At 32.6% G+C, this 19,067-nt stretch carries 16 protein-coding genes; 14 read left to right on the forward strand and 2 right to left on the reverse strand.

Going from position 1 to position 19,067, the window contains the following annotated elements; genetic code table 11:
- Positions 1–27 precede the first annotated feature (27 nt).
- The 14 genes from Z053_RS0123015 (at position 28) to Z053_RS0123080 (ending at position 15,543) form a co-directional block, all read left to right on the forward strand.
- Positions 28–885 carry a carboxylesterase family protein gene (locus Z053_RS0123015; protein ID WP_025667318.1) on the forward strand — a complete coding sequence of 286 codons (858 nt, stop codon included), beginning with the start codon at positions 28–30 and terminating at the stop codon, positions 883–885.
- Positions 886–1,046: 161 nt separating this feature from the next.
- Positions 1,047–4,388 carry a VCBS repeat-containing protein gene (locus tag Z053_RS0123020; RefSeq protein ID WP_025667319.1) on the forward strand — a complete coding sequence of 1,114 codons (3,342 nt, stop codon included), beginning with the start codon at positions 1,047–1,049 and terminating at the stop codon, positions 4,386–4,388.
- Positions 4,389–4,408: 20 nt separating this feature from the next.
- Positions 4,409–5,725: a gluconate:H+ symporter gene (locus Z053_RS0123025; RefSeq protein ID WP_025667320.1), complete on the forward strand. Its 1,317-nt coding sequence runs from the start codon at positions 4,409–4,411 to the stop codon at positions 5,723–5,725.
- An 11-nt stretch (positions 5,726–5,736) separates the two neighbouring features.
- Complete coding sequence (locus Z053_RS0123030; RefSeq protein WP_025667321.1) at positions 5,737–6,204, forward strand: RidA family protein; 468 nt, start codon at positions 5,737–5,739, stop codon at positions 6,202–6,204.
- 3 nt (positions 6,205–6,207) lie between these two features.
- The gene (locus Z053_RS0123035) at positions 6,208–7,317 is read left to right on the forward strand and encodes a D-TA family PLP-dependent enzyme (RefSeq protein WP_025667322.1); all 1,110 of its coding nucleotides are present in this window, start codon (positions 6,208–6,210) and stop codon (positions 7,315–7,317) included.
- 187 nt (positions 7,318–7,504) lie between these two features.
- Positions 7,505–7,723 (forward strand): hypothetical protein, encoded by a 219-nt coding sequence (locus Z053_RS30480; protein ID WP_025667323.1) that lies wholly within the window; start codon positions 7,505–7,507, stop codon positions 7,721–7,723.
- Between the two features lie 4 nt (positions 7,724–7,727).
- Positions 7,728–8,792: a dipeptidase gene (locus Z053_RS0123045; RefSeq protein ID WP_025667324.1), complete on the forward strand. Its 1,065-nt coding sequence runs from the start codon at positions 7,728–7,730 to the stop codon at positions 8,790–8,792.
- Positions 8,783–9,802 carry a sugar kinase gene (locus Z053_RS0123050; protein ID WP_025667325.1) on the forward strand — a complete coding sequence of 340 codons (1,020 nt, stop codon included), beginning with the start codon at positions 8,783–8,785 and terminating at the stop codon, positions 9,800–9,802. Before Z053_RS0123045 ends, Z053_RS0123050 begins: the two co-directional genes overlap by 10 nt.
- A 9-nt stretch (positions 9,803–9,811) precedes the next feature.
- Positions 9,812–10,447, forward strand: a complete 636-nt coding sequence (locus Z053_RS0123055) for a bifunctional 4-hydroxy-2-oxoglutarate aldolase/2-dehydro-3-deoxy-phosphogluconate aldolase (protein ID WP_025667326.1) — start codon at positions 9,812–9,814, stop codon at positions 10,445–10,447.
- Positions 10,448–10,466: 19 nt separating this feature from the next.
- Positions 10,467–11,612, forward strand: a complete 1,146-nt coding sequence (locus Z053_RS0123060; protein ID WP_025667327.1) for a glycoside hydrolase family 18 protein — start codon at positions 10,467–10,469, stop codon at positions 11,610–11,612.
- Positions 11,613–11,637: 25 nt separating this feature from the next.
- Positions 11,638–12,609 carry an aldo/keto reductase gene (locus Z053_RS0123065; RefSeq protein ID WP_025667328.1) on the forward strand — a complete coding sequence of 324 codons (972 nt, stop codon included), beginning with the start codon at positions 11,638–11,640 and terminating at the stop codon, positions 12,607–12,609.
- Positions 12,610–12,620: 11 nt separating this feature from the next.
- Positions 12,621–13,517, forward strand: a complete 897-nt coding sequence (locus tag Z053_RS0123070) for a sugar phosphate isomerase/epimerase family protein (protein WP_025667329.1) — start codon at positions 12,621–12,623, stop codon at positions 13,515–13,517.
- Positions 13,514–14,272: an SDR family NAD(P)-dependent oxidoreductase gene (locus Z053_RS0123075; RefSeq protein ID WP_025667330.1), complete on the forward strand. Its 759-nt coding sequence runs from the start codon at positions 13,514–13,516 to the stop codon at positions 14,270–14,272. The genes Z053_RS0123070 and Z053_RS0123075 overlap by 4 nt, the downstream gene beginning before the upstream one ends.
- 185 nt (positions 14,273–14,457) lie before the next feature.
- Positions 14,458–15,543 carry a DUF2652 domain-containing protein gene (locus Z053_RS0123080; protein ID WP_025667331.1) on the forward strand — a complete coding sequence of 362 codons (1,086 nt, stop codon included), beginning with the start codon at positions 14,458–14,460 and terminating at the stop codon, positions 15,541–15,543.
- Here the strand turns inward: Z053_RS0123080 and Z053_RS0123085 are convergent.
- Together Z053_RS0123085 and gldJ are read right to left on the reverse strand one after the other, a co-directional pair.
- Positions 15,540–16,817 (reverse strand): UDP-N-acetylmuramoyl-tripeptide--D-alanyl-D-alanine ligase, encoded by a 1,278-nt coding sequence (locus tag Z053_RS0123085; protein ID WP_025667332.1) that lies wholly within the window; start codon positions 16,815–16,817, stop codon positions 15,540–15,542. The genes Z053_RS0123080 and Z053_RS0123085 overlap by 4 nt on opposite strands.
- Before the next feature lie 76 nt (positions 16,818–16,893).
- Entirely contained in the window at positions 16,894–18,570 is a 1,677-nt protein-coding gene (gene gldJ / locus Z053_RS0123090) for a gliding motility lipoprotein GldJ (RefSeq protein ID WP_025667334.1), read from the reverse strand.
- Positions 18,571–19,067: the final 497 nt, after the last annotated feature.

Genomic DNA, 19,067 nt, shown 5'->3' on the forward strand with positions numbered 1-19,067 from the left:
TATGCGTTTTTTATAATATAGATCAGTATGGTACATGCTATTATTAAAAAAAAGAGTTACTTGTTTTTATTAACTATTCAATTACTTGTCAATTGTAGCTCAAGTGATAGCGCTATAGATACGAATACAAATGATCTTGTTGAGTTAAATACAATCCCATCAGGTGTGCAGAAGGCATATCCAAAAGGGTCTACAAAGTCCCAATATGGATTCTATGCATATGTTCCTTCTGAATATAATATCACCAATACCGAAAAATATCCTTTATTGATCCACTTACATGGAGGTGGAGCAAGAGGAGATAGTTCTGTAAACTCAAATGATTTAAATTCTATTTTATTTGATGGCCCTTCGTCATTAATACATAAAAATCAATGGAACCCCAAACATCCTATGATTGTTGTATCACCACAATCCCCATCTATTTGGAATACAGAAAACTTGCACAGTTTTATTACTTTTTTGATTGAAAACTTAAAGATAGATACGCAACGAATATACATGACAGGATTTAGTATGGGAGGGAAAGGTTGCTATGATTATGTTTCTTCAAAAGGCAGTAATTCATATGTAGCAGCCATAGTGCCTATAGCAGGGTGGGGAGATACATCTACAGGAAATCAGTTTACTAATATTCCTGTTTGGGCATTTCATGGGGATGCAGATAGGATTATTTCATATGATAAATCGATTTCAATGGTTAATGCAATTAATGCAGAAAACCCAACAACAAAAGCTAAGATAACTATATACTCTGGTATCGGTCATGACTCTTGGTCCAGAACTTATGATAATACAGGGATAGGTAGCGGAAACAGTGCTTATGACCCTTTTGATATCAGTATTTATGAGTGGATGTATTTATACAAGAAGACTGATTTATAAATGACAATTCTAATAAAGAATTATAATCTATATAGGGTTAGTTATTTATGGCTTGCTTTTTTTGGCCCCAAGAAGAATTTTTTAGTGAATAAGCTAATATATAAGTTGTAATTCTCTCGAAAGGATTTAATCAATGAATGTATTTATATAATGATAATTAAATGAATAGAACGGTATTTAAAATAATAACCTGTTTTTTATTATTAGTAGTTATTTTTTCTTGTAGCACTAAAAAAGATGACATTGCTATTACTCTATTTGAAAAAATACCGGAGACTTATTCAGGAATAACATTCAAAAACAATATTTACGAAGACGAGTTCATGAATGCGTTTGTATATGAATATTTTTATAATGGAGGAGGAGTTGCCATCGGTGATATCAATAATGATGGATTAGATGATATTTATTTTACATCCAATCTAGAAGCTAACCAATTGTATATCAATAAAGGGAATTTGAAATTTCAAAATATCACAGAAATGTCTAACACACAGGGTAGTCAAGGATGGACTACAGGTACTAACATGGTAGATATAAATAATGATGGGCTGTTGGATATTTATGTCTGTAAATCAGGGCCTTTTAAGAAATCAAAAATTTTAGAAAATGAACTTTATATAAATAAAGGATTGGATGCAAATGGGATACCTGTTTTTGAAGAAATGGCAGCCAAATATGGGCTTAATGATACTAGCTATTCAATTCAGTCTGTATTTTTTGACTTTGATTTAGATGGTGATTTAGATATGTATTTAATGAATCATAACCCGCAACCTCTTCAACCCGAAATATTAAAGGAAGGAAGGATGAAATTTTCTGAAATTGGAGATAAATTTTATATCAATGAAAATGGTAAATACATAAATAAAACTCTAGAAGTAGGTATCTATTCTAATGCAATATCATATGGATTAGGTATAGGAGTAAGTGATTTAAACCTAGATGGCTGGCCAGATTTATATATTTCTAATGATTATGAAGAGCATGATTATATGTATATAAATCAACAGGATGGAACTTTTAAAGACGTTATAAAAAAAGCAACAAAGCATATATCAAATTTTTCTATGGGAAATGACCTGGCTGATTTTGATAATGATGGGTATATAGATATTGTTACGTTGGATATGGTTGCCGAAGATAATTATGGTATTAAAACAAGTATGCCAGGAATGAATCCCAAAAAATTTAATAACCAAGTAAAAGCTGGAAGGCATTTTCAGTATATGTACAATACTTTTCAAAAGCATACTTCATACATTGATTCTATAGGAACTCCTTTTTATTCAGAAATAGGGCAGATTACTGGTATCTCTAATACAGGTTGGAGTTGGGCACCGTTATTAGCCGACTTTGATAATGATGGGTATAAAGATATTTTTATAACGAACGGTATTAAAAGAGACTTTAGAAATAAAGACTTTTTTGCAAAGATGAAGACATTTTCAAAAAACCATAAAGATGCATATACAAACCCAGAAAAACTAAAGTTTCTGATTTCTGAAACACCTCATAGATCACACAAAAACTATTTCTACAAAAATTCTGGAAATTTAAAATTTGAAAACACCTCAGATGGGTGGTTGAAAAATGCTACGAGAGATTATTCTAACGGGGCAGCTTACGCAGATTTAGATAATGATGGAGATTTAGATTTGGTAATAAATCATGTTGATCAGGAAGCGACTATTTTAAAGAATAATTCTGATGTAATTTCTACTAATAAATACCTTAAACTTGAATTTAAAGGGGTTAAAAACAACATAAATGGAATCGGGACTAAAGCCATTTTATATACAAATAAAGGACAACAGGTTTATGAGAACTATAGTGTAAGAGGATACCTATCTTCTGTTCCATTAAAAATAAATATTGGTGTTGCAGAAAATGCCAAAATAGATTCACTGTCTGTTTTTTGGCCAAATGGTAAAAAACAAAATGTTAAAATTGATCAACTTAATACAACATATTTAGTAGAATTTGATAACTCGGCAAAAGCATTTGAGTCTTCCCACAGAAAATCAAATAAACTATTCTCTTTATATGAGATATCTTCTGACTTAAAACATATAGAAAATGATTATGATGACTATAAACAACAATTACTTTTGCCTCATAAGTTATCCCAATTAGGTCCAGCTATTGCGGTTGGAGATATAAATAACGATGGTACAGATGATATATTCCTGGGGCAAGGTACGGGGCAAGCTTCTATAGTATTTATCCAAGATAAACATGGGAAATTTATAGAAAAGCAAACATTTCATGAAGATGCTATTTTTGAAGATATTGATGCTCGATTTTTAGATTTTGATCAAGATGGAGATTTAGATATATATGTAGCGAGCGGAGGTAACGAATTTAAAGAAAATTCCCCCAACTATGCAGATAGATTATATGAGAATAAATCAGGTGTGTTTGTGAAACGCACAGAACTTCTACCAAAAAATATTCATATAAGCAGTTCTAAGATCAAGGTTACAGATATTAATAAAGATGGGTATCCCGATTTGTTTATAGGGGGAAGACATAAGCCTCATCAGTATCCAAGTGCCACAAGCAGTTATATTTTAATGAACGATAAAGGGAAATATATTGATGTTACCGAAAAAAATGCTTCAGAATTAAAGGATATAGGTATGGTAACAGATGCTACATGGACAGATTATGATACAGATGGAGATTTTGATTTATTAGTTACAGGGGAGTGGATGGCTCCAATTCTTTTTGAGAATGATAATACGATTTTCACAAAAGTAAAACTTACGTATTTAGACAGTATCTCTGGTTGGTACTATGCTATTAAATCTGTTGATTTAGATAATGATGGCGATGATGACTATATATTAGGAAATTTAGGAGAGAATTATAAATATAAAGCTAGTACTATAGAGCCATTTGAAGTGTATTATAATGACTTTGATGACAATGGTAAAAATGATATTGTTTTAGGATATTATAATTTTGGTAAGCTTTTCCCAGTTAGAGGAAAAGAATGTTCGTCTGAACAAATTCCTTTTATAAAAAACAAAATACCTACTTATCATGAATTTGGGAATGCTACTATTGCAGATATATATGGTAAGAATAATCTAAAATCTGCTATGAATTTATCTAGTTATAATTTTAAAAGTGGTATTCTGAATAATAATGGAAATGCGAACTTTGAGTTTATACCATTACCAGAAATATCACAGATTTCTTCTATAAATGATATTTTGATTATAGACATTAATAACGACTCCAAAAAAGATGTAATAATCGCAGGAAACCTATTTACTTCAGAAATTGAAACACCAAGAAATGATGCTGGCTACGGAATGGTTTTACTAAATGAAGGAGATTTTAATTTTTCACCAATTCATGCCTCAAAGAGCGGTGTATTTATCCCATATGATTCTAAAAATTTGCATTGGATAGAAATCGGTGATAATCCTGCTATGATTTCTGGTAATAATGATGATAAGATATCAGTTTTTACAATAAACAAATACGAATAACTTAAAACCCTCCCTTTTATATGCCTTTAGTTATTATCATTTTAGGAATATTGTTGTTGTTTATTTTAATAGCTAAATTTAAACTTAACGCATTTATTTCATTTATCATAGTTTGCATTTTTGTTGGTGTTTTACAAAACATGGAATTACAAAACATGATCCAATCTATCCAAACAGGAATAGGAAATACACTTGGTTTTTTAGTCATGATTTTAGGGTTTGGCGCTATGTTAGGTAAACTCGTTGCAGATAGCGGTGCAGCACAAAGAATTACTTCAAAATTAGTATCAGGTTTTGGAGTGAAATATATTCAATGGGCAGTTGTTCTTGCAGGATTCATTGTTGGGATTCCTATGTTTTACTCAGTAGGGTTTGTTATTTTAATACCATTAGTATTTACAGTAGCAGCTTCAACAGGTTTACCATTAATCTATGTTGGTTTACCAATGCTTGCTTCCTTATCAGTGACACATGGTTTTTTACCTCCTCATCCTGCTCCTACAGCAATTTCTAGTATGTTTAAAGCGGATATAGGAAAAACATTATTGTATGGAATTTTGATAGCTATTCCTGCAATAATAGTGGCGGGTCCGTTATTTACCAGAACGATTAAAAATATAAAAGCCACACCATTAAAAGAGTTTTACAATCCAATTGTTTTAAAAGATGAAGAAATGCCAAGTATGGGTATTAGTGTGTTTAGTGCTTTATTACCAGTTATATTGATCATTTTTTCTACAATTGTTACTAGTTTTTTACCAAAAAATTCCATGTTTAATCAAGTAGTTGTTTTTATTGGAAACCCAGTAATCGCTATGCTAATTTCGGTTTTGGTAGCCATTTATACTCTAGGTATTTCGAGAGGTAAAAAAATGGCCGAATTAATGACTTCTGTTTCCAAATCAGTATCAAGTATAACCATGGTTTTACTAATTATAGCAGGGGCAGGGGCGTTAAAACAAATTTTGGTAGATAGCGGAGTTAGTGAGTATATAGGAAGTTTATTGAAAGATTCGAACATGTCTCCTTTAGTTTTAGCTTGGCTTATTACAACAATAATTAGAGTCTGTGTAGGATCAGCAACCGTAGCTGGTTTAACAGCAGCAGGAATTGTACTTCCTTTAATTACTAATACTAATGTAAGTCCTGAATTAATGGTACTGGCAATAGGTTCTGGAAGCTTGATGCTGTCACATGTGAACGATGGTGGATTTTGGATGTTTAAAGAATACTTTAATCTTTCTGTTAAAGAAACACTTTCTACCTGGAGCCTTATGGAGACTACTGTGGGAATTATGGGGTTAATAGGCATTTTAATAGTAGACATATTTATATAAAAGATAAAAAGATGAATAATAGTTCACCATCAAAAAAAATTGTGGCATTAGGATTAGAGTTTCCTCCTGCCCCAAAACCAACAGGCGTATATAGACCCATACTAGTGGTCGATAATTTTTTATATGTATCTGGGCAAGGGCCAATGCAAAACGACGGAAACTTAATGCAAGGCCGTTTAGGAGATAATTTAGATATAGAACAAGGAAAGCTAGCTGCAAGACAAGCAGGCTTAACTATGCTCTCATCTATACAAACACATTTTGGTAGCTTAGATAAAATAAAAAGAATCGTTAAAGTGTTGGGAATGGTTAATTGTACTCCCGACTTCATAAGACAACCTTTAGTAATAAATGGATTTAGCGAATTAATGGCTGATGTATTTGGTACAGAGAATGGTATTGGAGTCCGAAGTGCAGTAGGTATGATGCTACCAGATGGTATTCCTGTTGAGGTAGAAGCTATGTTTGAATTACATTAAACAATGGAAAATCAAAAATGGTATGAAATCAGTGATGTTGAGAATGTAATTTCTCCTTCCCTTATCGTGTATCCAGATAGGATCAAAGAGAATATTAAAATGATGATCCAAATTGCAGGAGGAACAGATGCTTTGAGACCCCATATAAAAACCCATAAAATTGCAGAAATAATTAAACTACAATTACAATACGGTATTTCAAAGTTTAAATGCGCTACGATAGCTGAAGCTAAACTGTTAGCCACCTGCGGAGTGAAAGATATTCTTTTAGCTATACAACCGGTAGGAATAAATATTGATAGATTTTTTGAATTGATCTTAACGTTTCCAAACTCTAAGTTTTCTACAATTGTGGATAATACAGAAACACTTCAAAAAATTGCCGACCTGGCCTCAAAAAAACAAACATTGGCTTCAGTGTGGTTAGACATTAATAATGGCATGAATAGAACAGGGATATTGCCAAATAATCAAGCAATAACCCTCTATCAAAAAATAGAAAAATACCCTAACCTAATAGCAAAAGGGTTACATGTGTATGATGGTCATATACATGAACCCGATTTTGATTTACGTAAAAAGGAATGTGACAAAGCATTTGATTTGGTGCTGCAATTAAAAAATCAAATAGAGCTTTTAGGAATAAAAATTAAAACCATTATTGCCGGGGGTACACCTACTTTTTCGATACATATAAAAAGAGATAATATAGAAGTAAGTCCTGGTACATCACTATTATGGGATCAAGGGTATGCAGATAAGTATGAAGATTTGAAATTCCTTCCCGCAGCTGTTCTATTAGGTAGAGTGATTAGTAAACCTAAAGTAAATTTTATCTGTTTGGATCTAGGACATAAATCAGTCGCATCAGAAATGAATTTTCCAAGGTTAAAAATTCTGAATTTAGAAAATTGTAAGCAAATAAGTCATAGTGAAGAACATTTGGTAGTAGAATGTGTCGAATCAGAAAAATACCCTATCGGCACTATTTGTTACACTATTCCAACTCACATTTGCCCGACAGTCCCTAAATATGATAAAGTGTTAACAGTTATAGGTAAAAAAATAACAGGTCGTTGGAAAATAGTTGCAAGAGATCATATAATAAACTAATAATGCAAAAATGAAAATAACAATAAAGCCAATGTTGTAAAAGCTTATGATACAACTGGAGCATAGAAATTAATATATGCAGAAACTAAAGAACAAGATTCTGTGCACATCAGGAATGTCAAAACATCAGATTTTATTAAAATAATTAATAAAACTCATTTTACATTCTTTAACCAAAATCATAAAGGTGCAGATCTTTTTTATAGAACAGGAGGAACCTATACAATTAGGGATAATCAATATGTTGAAAGCCTTATGTATACTTGATGGGATGTTTATAGAAATAAAGATTTCCCCCTTTACTATTGAAATAAAAAGAGATTCACTCATTCAGTATAGTATAGAAGAAATAAAAGAAGCAAATATCAAAAAATATATCGTAGAGAAATATATTAAAATTAAGTAAAAACATGTTTATACTCGATGCACATCTTGATCTTGCCATGAATGCTTTAGAATGGAATAGAGATTTAACCTGGACTGTAGAAGATATTCGAAAAAGTGAGGTCAAAATGGTAGATAAGCCAGATAGAGGAAAAAATACAGTTTCTCTGGATGCCATGCGAAAAGGAAATATAGGGATTTGTGTAGCTACACAGATAGCTCGTTATGTAAAAAAAGGAAGCAATTTACCTGGTTGGAATTCTCCACACCAAGCTTGGGCGCAAACGCAGGGGCAATTGGCGTGGTACAAAGCAATGGAGGAAATTGGTGAAATGACACAAATTACGAATGCAAAACAACTAAATGCACATATAGATGTCTGGAAGAAAGATGTGTCAGATAAACCAATCGGATATATCCTAAGTTTAGAAGGAGCTGATTCTATTGTTACAATTAATCATTTAGAAAAATCATATGAGCAAGGATTAAGAGCGATCGGCCCCGCTCATTATGGCCCCGGAACTTATGCTCACGGGACTGATTCTGTTGGAGGTATTGGTACAAAAGGAAAAGAATTACTTAAAAAAATTGAAGAACTCAACTTAATTCTGGATGCAACCCACTTATGCGATGTTAGTTTTTGGGAAACCATGAATGTTTATAATGGACCCGTATGGGCGAGTCATAATAATTGCAGAAAATTTGTAAATCACAATCGGCAGTATGCAGATGAACAAATCCTTGAACTAATTAACAGAGAAGCAGTGATAGGAGTTGCTTTAGATGCTTGGATGATGGTGCCAAATTGGGTAAGAGGAAAATCAACACCCAAAGGTATGGGAGTTACTTTGAATCAAATGATTGATAATATAGATCATATTTGTCAACTTTCTGGAAATTCTAAACATGTAGGGATCGGTACAGATTTGGATGGAGCTTTTGGGAAGGAACAATCACCCTATGATTTGGATACTATTGCAGATTTGCAAAAAATTCCTGTTATGCTTTCTAAAAAAGGATATACAGAAAACGATATTGAAAATATCATGAGTCAAAACTTTATAAAATTCCTTCAAAGAACATGGAAGTAAATAAAACTATTTTAACGTTTGGAGAAATTTTACTACGATTTTCCGCTCCAAATCACCAAAAATTAACTCAAATAAAAACATTTGACGTACACATTGGAGGAGCAGAAGCTAATGTAGCTGTTTCTTTGGCTTTGCTAAATAATAAAGTTAAATATTTAAGTAGACTTCCTAACAATGATATTGGGGATTTAATCATTAAAGAATTAAAAAGTTATCAGGTGAATACAGATTTGATCATACGTGGAGGAGATAGAACAGGAACATATTACTTAGAAAAAGGAGCATCAGTAAGATCATCAAAAGTTGTTTATGACAGAAAACATTCAGCATTTTCTGAGATAACTTCGGCTATGTTTGATTGGGGTCAAATATTTGAGAATGTACATTGGCTTCATGTAACTGGAATTACTCCAGCCCTTTCATACTCTTGCCAGAAGGTATATATAGAGATGCTTAAAATAGCCAAATCAATGGATGTCACTATTAGTTTTGATATCAATTATAGAAGGAGTTTGTGGTCTATTAAAGAAGCAAGAAAAATAATTGATACTACTCTTAAGTATACAGATGTTTTGTTTATGAACAGAGGAGTTGCAGAAGAAGTATTTGGGATAAAAACCAGTACAGAAAATGTAGATGCTATTGATGTTTTTTCTGAAATTACTAAAAAACTAACTTCTTTTTGTAATCCAAAACATATTGCTTACACCAATAGAGATGTTGAATCAGCCTCAAATAATAATTGGCAAGGTGTTTTATTTGAAAATAATAAAGGAGTATGTAGTAAAAACTATACTATAGATATAATAGACAGAATAGGAGCTGGAGATGCTTTTGCTGCTGGAATTATTCATGGGTTGATAAATCAATATGACAATCAAAAAACAATAGATTTTGCCACAGCAGCATCTGCATTAAAACACACCATTATAGGAGATTTTAATTTAGTGAACAAGGATGAAATAATGGAGTTGATGTATAATAGTGCACCCGGATATGTAAAACGATAAGAGTACGATATGAATACTTTAGGTAAAATATTTGATAAAAAGGCAATAGCCGTTATTCGTTCTAAACACGAATTCGAAGCTCTTAAATTTATTGAAACCATTATTGAAGGAGGGATTAGTTGTATTGAAATTACAATGACTACGCCTAATGCATTGGCAATCATACAAGATATGCATAAAGAATTTGGAAACTCAATTGTTTTAGGTGCAGGTACTATTCTTTCTGTAGAAGAGGCAAAAAAAACAATCGATGCAGGAGCAAACTTTATAGTGACTCCAATTTCAGATTTTAACTTAATTGAATACGTAAAACAACAAAACATAGTAGTAATGGCGGGTGCATTTTCACCAACAGAAATATATAACTGCCATGTAGCAGGTGCGGATATTGTTAAAGTTTTTCCAGCCAATAGTGTTGGTGTGCCTTATTTTAAAAGTTTAAGAGGACCTTTTCCAAATATTCCGATGATGCCTACAGGAGGAGTTACTATAGAAAATGCAAAAGAGTGGATACAAGCTGGAGCTAATGCCATAGGTATAGGAAGTACTTTGTTTAATGATAAAATTGTTATAGAGAGAGATTTGCCCAAATTAAAATTCAATGCAGAAAAAATTACTGAATCCCTGAAGAACATAAATTATTAATATCGTAAAGCGTACACAAATGAAACATTTAATAGTATTTTCTTGCTTAGTATTCCTTATTTTAAGTTGTACTTCAAAAAAGAAAGAGCGTTTAGAAGATGATAAGATACCTATTGATAAAAAAATTATCGCCTATGTAAATGCATGGGAAGATAATTGGGGAGAAAATTTTGAAAAAGCAAAGCAAATAACGCATATCAATTACGCATTTGCTAATATCAAAGATGGAGAAGTAATTGAAGGAAAAGATACAGATACTGAAATCATAAAAAAATTAAATAATTTAAAGCAAGTCAATAAGAATTTAAAAATCTTAATTTCTGTAGGAGGTTGGTCGTGGTCTAAAAACTTTTCTGATGCTGTGTTAACAGAAGAATCAAGAGAAAAATTTGCGAATAGTGCAATTGCATTTATGCAAAGACATCAGATTGATGGTATTGATTTAGATTGGGAGTATCCAGGGCTTCCTGGAGATGGAAATATGCATAGACCAGAAGATAAAGAAAATTTTACTGCAATTTTGAAATTGCTGAGAGAAAAATTAAATACACTAGATACAGATCAAAATAAATACCTTTTAACAATTGCTAGTGGAGCCAGTCAAAATTATTTAGATCATACCAATATGAGAAAAGCACATACTTATCTCGATTTTATTAATATTATGACCTATGATTTTCATGGAGGAGGAGAACGTAAAACAGGACATCATGCCAACCTTAACCCTTCAATACATGATGACAATACCATAGTAAGAAATGTTGCTTCGGCTGTTCAGGAACATGTAACCGCAGGTATTCCTATACATAAAATTGTTTTAGGAGTCCCCTTTTATGGAAGATGGTGGAAAGGTGCTAATCCTATTAATAATGGGCTCTATCAAGAAACATATGGGATGACAGGTAGTTATAATTATGAAGCTATTATAGATAGTGTAAATAGTAATAAGGGGTTTACAAAATATTGGGATGAAGAGGCAAATACGCCATATATATGGCGCCAAAAAGATTCTTTATTTATTACTTATGATAATGCCAAATCGATAAAATATAAAGTAGATTTTGTAAAAAATAACCAACTGGGAGGGGTTATGTTTTGGCAATTTAATGGTGATAACGGAACACTCTTGAATGCAATTTTTAATAATTTGTATACGGAAAAATAACAATTTTGGAAAAGCATAGATAAAAATGAAATATAAAAAATTTGGAAAGTTAGATTGGAACGTAAGTCAGGTTGGATATGGTATGTGGGGTATGGCAGGTTGGTCAGAATCAGATGATAAAATATCTAATAAGTCATTAGATAGAGCTATTGAATTGGGTTGTAATTTTTTTGATACAGCGTGGGGATACGCAGAAGGAAGAAGCGAGCAAATTTTAGCGGGGTTATTAAAAAGACACTCGGAAAAAAGATTGTATACAGCAACAAAAATTCCTCCGAAAATTGATGAATGGCCGCCAAGTAAATCATCTACTTTAAAAGATATATATCCATCAAATCATATCGTGGAGTATACAGAAAAGAGCTTGAAGAATTTAGGGGTTGAAACCATTGATTTACAACAATTTCATGTATGGGAAGATAGTTGGGCAGAACGAGATGAATGGAAAGAAATGGTATTAAAACTAAAACAAGAAGGAAAAGTACAATCTTTTGGGATTAGTGTAAACCGATGGGAACCTGCCAATTGCTTGAAAGCACTAGAGTCTGGGTTAATCGATTCAATACAGGTTATTTATAATATTTTCGATCAATCTCCCGAAGATGTATTATTTCCGTATTGCGAAAAGAATGATATTGCAGTTATAGCCCGTGTTCCATTTGATGAAGGCTCTCTTACCGGAAAACTTTCATTAGAATCTAAATGGGATATAGGGGATTTTAGAAACATTTATTTTGGTCCCGAAAATTTGCAGCCTACTATAGAACGTATCGAAAAATTAAAAGAACTGGTTCAGAATGAAATGCCATTAGCAGAATTAGCATTGCGTTTTATTGCAGCACATCCTGCGGTAACTACGATGATTCCTGGTATGCGTCAACTACGTAATGTAGAAGCCAATATGCGTATAGGTGATGGACAAGGACTTTCACAAGAGTGGATAGATAAACTAAGAGATCATCGTTGGGATCGTTTGCCAACAAATTGGTCTTGTTAATCGATAAGAATATGCGCAGAAGAACTTTTATAAAGAAAACTTCAAACACAGCTTTAGGTATGGGGTTAGCGTTATCATTTCCATCACGTATGATCGTAAAAGAAGACACTTTGTTTTTTAAAATATCACTTGCACAGTGGTCGTTACATAGAAGTTTACGTTCAGGAAAACTTACAACATTCGATTTTCCTGCGAAAGCTAAAAATGATTTTGATATTCATGCTGTAGAATATGTCAATCAGTTTTTTCTGGATAGAGCTAAAGATCAAAGGTTTCTTAGCGAATTAAAACAGCGTACATCAGATCTAAATGTAGAAAACGTTTTGATTATGGTTGATGCAGAAGGTGAATTGGGTGATCAAGATAAAAAAGAAAGATTACAAGCAATAGAAAATCATTATAAATGGGTAGAAGCAGCACAATTTTTAGGATGTAGCTCTATTCGTGTAAATCTGCATGGAGAAGGGAGTAGAGCCGATGTTGCAAAGGCAGGAGTGGACAGTTTAGTACAATTATCTGATTTCGCTAAAGATTATGCTATCAATATAATAGTCGAAAATCATCAAAGCTATTCTACCCATGGTGATTGGTTATCCAAAATCATGAAGAATGTTAACTTAAAGAATTGTGGTACTTTACCTGATTTTGGTAATTTTTATGAATATGACCGATATCAAGGTGTAAAGGATATGATGCCTTTTGCTAAAGGGATTAGTGCCAAATCCAATGATTTTGATGAACAGGGAAATGAAACGCAAATCGACTATGTCAAAATGCTTCAAATTGTAAAAAATGCTGGTTATACTGGTTACATTGGTATTGAATACGAAGGAACTAATGATGACGAGGATAAAGGTATTCAATTAACAAAAGAGCTATTGATAAAAACTGCAAGAGAGCTAAAATGAAATTAGAAAATCAGGTATTTATCATTACGGGTGCTACAAGCGGCATGGGAAAAGCTATTGCTGTTTTATATGCAAAAGAAGGAGCTAAATTAGTGCTGAGTGGTAGGAACATAGAGAGAGGAAATGCATTAGTAGCAGAGTTAAAATCGATATCTGCAGGTGTTATATTTCATGCAGGTGATGTAGGAATTCCTGAGGTGAATAAAGAACTGGTTTCCAAAGCAATTACCAAGTATGGAAAACTTAGTGGTATTGTAAGTAATGCAGGAGTTTTAGGGTTGGGAAGCCTTACCGAGATTAGTATTGAAGACTGGCATGAAACCCTGAACATAAATTTTAATTCGTTCTTTTATTTATGCAAATATGCTATTCCATATATCAAAAAAGAGAAAGGAATCATTATTGCTAATGCATCAATAGCTGCATTTAAATGTTTCCCAAACCATGCTGCCTATTGTGCATCAAAAGCAGCGTTAGTCTCTTTGGTTAAGCAAGCAGCATTAGATTATGGCCCCGAAATACGCATTAATGCTATTTGTCCCGGCCCAGTAGATACACCTCTGATTTGGGATTCTGCAAAAGCATTTAAGAACCCTGATGAAGCTGTCGATAATGTAAAAAATGCTACCATATTAAAACGTTTGGGTACACCAGAAGATATTGCTAAACTAGCATTGTTTTTGGCATCAGAAGATTCTTCTTGGATGACAGGTTCTGCTATAACTATCGATGGAGGAATTATGGCGACCTCTTAAAAGAAAAGAAATATGAAGTTAAATATATCTATTGACATATTGATGATCAATAAGGATTTGTATATTGTTAGTTATAAAGAAAAATACCTACTACCTAAATATAAAATAGTTGATCTATGATTTGAAAAGTGTACAAGAGCTATACTTCTCTCTCATTTTAATCAAAACAAATATTAAATTTTCGGATGGCAAAATCATTACTCTTTATACCTGATATTTCTGGTTTTACACACTTTGTTCAGAATACCGAAGTAGAGCATAGTCAACATGTGATTTCTGAGTTGTTAGAGGTTTTGATTAATGCTAATACACAAGATTTAAAACTGGCAGAAATAGAAGGGGATGCATTGTTTTTTTATAAAGAAAATGAAATCCCGTCACAAGAAAAGCTACTGGCTCAGATTGAAACAATGTTTACTTCGTTTTATAGTCATCTTAAACTTTTAGAGAAAAACCGTGTTTGCCCTTGTAATGCATGTGCTACAGCACCTAATTTACAGTTAAAAATAGTAGTGCATTGTGGAGAGTTGCAATTTATTACAGTTCAGGAAAAACGTAAGCCTTTTGGTCAGGTAGTTATTGAGGCTCATAGATTACTTAAAAACTCAATTGTAAGCGATAACTATGCTTTGTTAAGTGATGAAGTGTCTAAAGCTATTGGGCTTCCTGCTAATTACGAGAGTAAATTATACCATTTTAGAGCGGGTAAGGATACTTATGATACTAAGGAAATTACTTATTCGTTTTCCGAAATAAGTAAAAACAAATTGAAGCTTACTCCTTTTGCTACCCCAGAAGTGGTGAGTTTTCAATGTTCCCCGTCCGTAGTTTTAATGAGAGAATTCGAAATTGCTGCAGCACAATTATTAGAATATATTACTAATTATAGCTATAGACATTATTGGGCAAAGGGAGTTGATAAATTCGAGTATAACCCGGGAGAGGTTACTCGATTAGGTACCGAGCATGTCTGTGTAATTGATGGAAAACGACTCAATTTTACAACAGTAACCAAGAAAGCAGGTGTAAATGAAATTGTCTATGGAGAGCGTACTACAGATGCTCCTTTGCATGCATTGTATCAATTTTTTATTATAAAATCATTACCTGGTAATCGATGTTTGCTAACTGTAGAAGTATATCCTGAGGCAAAATCATTATTGCATAAGTTGATGTTGTTTCTTTTGATAAAAAGAGCCATAAGAAAGTCTATAAAAACATCTATAGATAATCTTGAAGCATTTGTAAGAAATGACGCTATAACGAGCTAAAGAAGGTCTAGAATTCTTTCTAGTTTCATGCCTCGGGATCCTTTGATTAGAATTATACCTTTTTGATTTTTTAGAGCCCAATTTGTCTCAAGATCTTCATAAGATTTAAATTTATGAATATGAGGATTAGTACATTTAGTGGCAAAAAAATGAGTCCCAATTAAATATATTTCTTCTGTTTGTGTATTGCTTATCTGGTCTGTTATTTTTTGATGCTCTAGAGCTGCATCATTACCCAATTCAAACATATCTCCCAAAAAGACAATTTTGGTATTATATTGTAATTGAACGAAATTATGGATGGCAGCTTCCATGCTCGATGGATTTGCATTATAGGCATCCAGAATAATGGTATGATCTCCTTTTTTAATGATTTGCGAACGATTATTTGTAGGAGTATAAGATTCTATTGCATGTTTGATCTTGTCTATACTAATTTTGAAATGAGACCCAATGGCGATAGCAGCTGCAATATTTGTAAAGTTGTACTGGCCTATTAAATTACTATGTATGGTACTATCTTGATAAGAAATAATTACATTTGGATCGGTGCCCGTCAATTTAATAATTACGTCACTGGTGTTAGATTGTGAAAAACTATACGCTTTTATTCCAGAAGATGCATTAACAAGTTTTTTGTCTTCAAGATTAAGAAAAACTAATTTGTTGTGCTTTTTTAGATAATCATAAAGTTCTGTTTTTCCTTTTAAAACACCTTCTATACTTCCAAAACCTTCTAGGTGAGCTTTTCCAATATTTGTAATATATCCATAGTCTGGATTGGCAATAGAGCACAAAAATGCAATTTCTTCTAGGTGATTGGCTCCCATTTCTACAATTCCTATTTGAGTTTCCTTTGTCATTGATAAAAGTGTAAGAGGAACTCCGATATGGTTATTTAGATTCCCTATCGTTGCAGAGGTCTTAAAAGAAGAAGAAAGCACACTGTTGATTAATTCTTTTGTGGTAGTTTTTCCATTGCTTCCGGTTAGAGCAATAATAGGAATATTTAAGTGTTTACGATGAAACGAAGCTAAATCTTGTAGCGTTTGTAGAACATCATCTACAAGAATATGTTTTTCTGTTGTTTTAAATGCTACTTCATCAATTATTGCATATGCTGCTCCATGTTCTAAGGCTTTTTGTGCATATGTGTTTCCATTAAAATTTTCTCCTTTTAAAGCAAAAAAAATAACATTAGACTCTATTTTTCGGGTATCTGTACATACGCCATTGCTGGCTAGGAATAACTGATGTATTTGGGTGATGGTCATTAATTATATGATATTAAAAAGCCCTGACAAATATGTACAGGGCTTTTGGTATTTATAACGAACTTTAATTAAATTCTTATCCTTTTGGTTTCTGGTGTCTTGGTGTTTTTTTCTTTCTGGCTTTAGTACCAACACGAGACATTGCATTTCTGAAACCAATATAATCGGTAGCCATATCTTGTGGTAAGAACCTTCTTTGTGCTGGATCTAACCAATAGGCTCTGTCTTTCCAGGAACCACCTTTGTACACACGTACTTCATCATCAACAATAGTAGTTCTTTTACTAGACTCATCGTATCTTCTGTCCATTTTTGTGCTATCTTCTGCATCAGGACCTACGTAGTGAATAGGTGCATTATACATTCTTCTGTTAGGAGTAGCCTGATCCTGAAATCCTTCATAATATCTAGAAGAACTTTTATCACCATCTCTATAGTTTCTGTTATCACTATCAGTAAAATTAGTTCTCATGTATGTTTCCTGCTCATCGATAGGAACTTGTAAAATTCCACCAGGTAATACTCGAGCTATAATTTTACCATTACTAAGTGTGTCATATACTATAGAATCTGTCATAACAATTTTTACAGTTCCATCAGGATTGATAGCATTTTTGGTATATACATTTCCTCTATAGTAGTTAAAATCATTATATTCATCATCTACTATAGGTCTGTAAACATCGGCTACCCATTCTGCAACATTTCCTGCCATATCATATAAACCATAATCGTTAGGATTGTAAGATTTTACAGGAGCAGTAATATCTGCACCATCATCACTCCATCCAGCGATTCCACCATAATCACCATCACCTTGCTTAAAGTTAGCTAATTGATCTCCACGAGTTCTTCTTTTTCCAGAACGAGTGTATTTTCCAGTCCATGGATATTTTTTTCTACCTCTATAGATGTTATAACTTCTAATTTCTACTAATCCTAAAGCAGCATATTCCCATTCAGCTTCGGTTGGAAGTCTATATTTAGGTAAAAGTAATCCGTCTTTCCGTTGTATATATAATCCTGTAGAGTCGTTTGTTTTTGCATATCTTTCTGATGCTCTACCACCTCTGATAGCTTCATCATTACCTCCATAAGTTTGTGTAGGAGCGTTTAAATATGTATCTGTGTCAAAAGTGCTTTCTGCAGAAACATCTTCAAAAGGAGCATTCTTTTTAATTACATCTTCTTCTTCAAGAATTCTTTCATTAACGCGGTTAGTCCTCCAATTACTGAATTCTATTGCTTGAATCCAATTTACCCCTACAACAGGATAATTAGCATACGCAGGATGACGTAAGTAATTATTGGTCATCATTTCGTTAAAACCAAGTCGATTTCTCCAAACTAAGGTATCAGGAAGTGCACCATAATATATGTTTCTGTATTTTGGTTCTGTAGGAGGGTATACTCCTTTTAACCAATCAAGATATTCCAGATACATTACATTGGTAACTTCGGTTTCATCCATATAAAAGGATTGAACATGTTGCTGAGTTGGGGTGTTGTTCCAATCATGCATTACATCATCTTGTACACGTCCCATAGTGAATGTACCTCCTTCAATGAATACTAAACCAGGGCCAGTTTCTTGCTCTTTGTAATTTGTCTGTACCTGAAATCCACCATCTTTGGAATTGTATTTCCAACCTGTGGCTCTAGAACTGCTCCCATAATCGTTCTTAGAACAACTAAACAGTAAAACACTAATGGAAAGCGCCATTAGCGACTTAAAAATAAACGCGTTTTTCATAATCTTAAGTTCGTTTAAGTAGAAATTAGGGCTTGCAATATAAATAATAAACGTTAAAATTACCCTAATTTTTTCAAAATATTATCAATTCACATTTTTTTATGAATTTATAACGACTCTGGTTTAACGCAATATTTGTGAGTTTATTATTTGAGATGTAATAAAAACAAGAAATTTAAAATATTAAAAAAACATTGCACTTAATTTTTTTTCAAGCAATCATATTTCTTAACAAAATGTTAAATAATATGATTATTTAACATTATTTTCACTTCTTGTGGTAAGCAACCTTATGACGAGATGAGATCGTCAATTGTTTGAAATTTAAAAGCTTACATGGGATTTAAGCGTGCATGTTTGAGGTGTTTTGATAAAAATTAATCACGGAAACTAAAATGAAATATAAGATATCCTTAAAATCAGCGTTTATAAACCATCAACTTAAAAAAATTAAGAACTCACTATTCTTACTAACTAAATAACTATATATTTGTCAA

Origin of the sequence: Aquimarina megaterium XH134 (assembly GCF_000520975.1) — a bacterium.
Lineage (GTDB): Bacteria > Bacteroidota > Bacteroidia > Flavobacteriales > Flavobacteriaceae > Aquimarina > Aquimarina megaterium.

Excerpts from the sequence above, each read along its gene's own strand:
- Z053_RS0123015 (WP_025667318.1), top strand. The coding sequence starts at position 28 with ATGGTACATGCTATTATTAAAAAAAAGAGTTACTTGTTTTTATTAACT.
- Z053_RS0123020 (WP_025667319.1), top strand. The coding sequence starts at position 1,047 with ATGAATAGAACGGTATTTAAAATAATAACCTGTTTTTTATTATTAGTA.
- Z053_RS0123025 (WP_025667320.1), top strand. The coding sequence starts at position 4,409 with ATGCCTTTAGTTATTATCATTTTAGGAATATTGTTGTTGTTTATTTTA.
- Z053_RS0123030 (WP_025667321.1), top strand. The coding sequence starts at position 5,737 with ATGAATAATAGTTCACCATCAAAAAAAATTGTGGCATTAGGATTAGAG.
- Z053_RS0123035 (WP_025667322.1), top strand. The coding sequence starts at position 6,208 with ATGGAAAATCAAAAATGGTATGAAATCAGTGATGTTGAGAATGTAATT.
- Z053_RS0123045 (WP_025667324.1), top strand. The coding sequence starts at position 7,728 with ATGTTTATACTCGATGCACATCTTGATCTTGCCATGAATGCTTTAGAA.
- Z053_RS0123050 (WP_025667325.1), top strand. The coding sequence starts at position 8,783 with ATGGAAGTAAATAAAACTATTTTAACGTTTGGAGAAATTTTACTACGA.
- Z053_RS0123055 (WP_025667326.1), top strand. The coding sequence starts at position 9,812 with ATGAATACTTTAGGTAAAATATTTGATAAAAAGGCAATAGCCGTTATT.
- Z053_RS0123060 (WP_025667327.1), top strand. The coding sequence starts at position 10,467 with ATGAAACATTTAATAGTATTTTCTTGCTTAGTATTCCTTATTTTAAGT.
- Z053_RS0123065 (WP_025667328.1), top strand. The coding sequence starts at position 11,638 with ATGAAATATAAAAAATTTGGAAAGTTAGATTGGAACGTAAGTCAGGTT.
- Z053_RS0123070 (WP_025667329.1), top strand. The coding sequence starts at position 12,621 with ATGCGCAGAAGAACTTTTATAAAGAAAACTTCAAACACAGCTTTAGGT.
- Z053_RS0123075 (WP_025667330.1), top strand. The coding sequence starts at position 13,514 with ATGAAATTAGAAAATCAGGTATTTATCATTACGGGTGCTACAAGCGGC.
- Z053_RS0123080 (WP_025667331.1), top strand. The coding sequence starts at position 14,458 with ATGGCAAAATCATTACTCTTTATACCTGATATTTCTGGTTTTACACAC.
- Z053_RS0123085 (WP_025667332.1), bottom strand. The coding sequence starts at position 16,817 with ATGACCATCACCCAAATACATCAGTTATTCCTAGCCAGCAATGGCGTA.
- gldJ (WP_025667334.1), bottom strand. The coding sequence starts at position 18,570 with ATGAAAAACGCGTTTATTTTTAAGTCGCTAATGGCGCTTTCCATTAGT.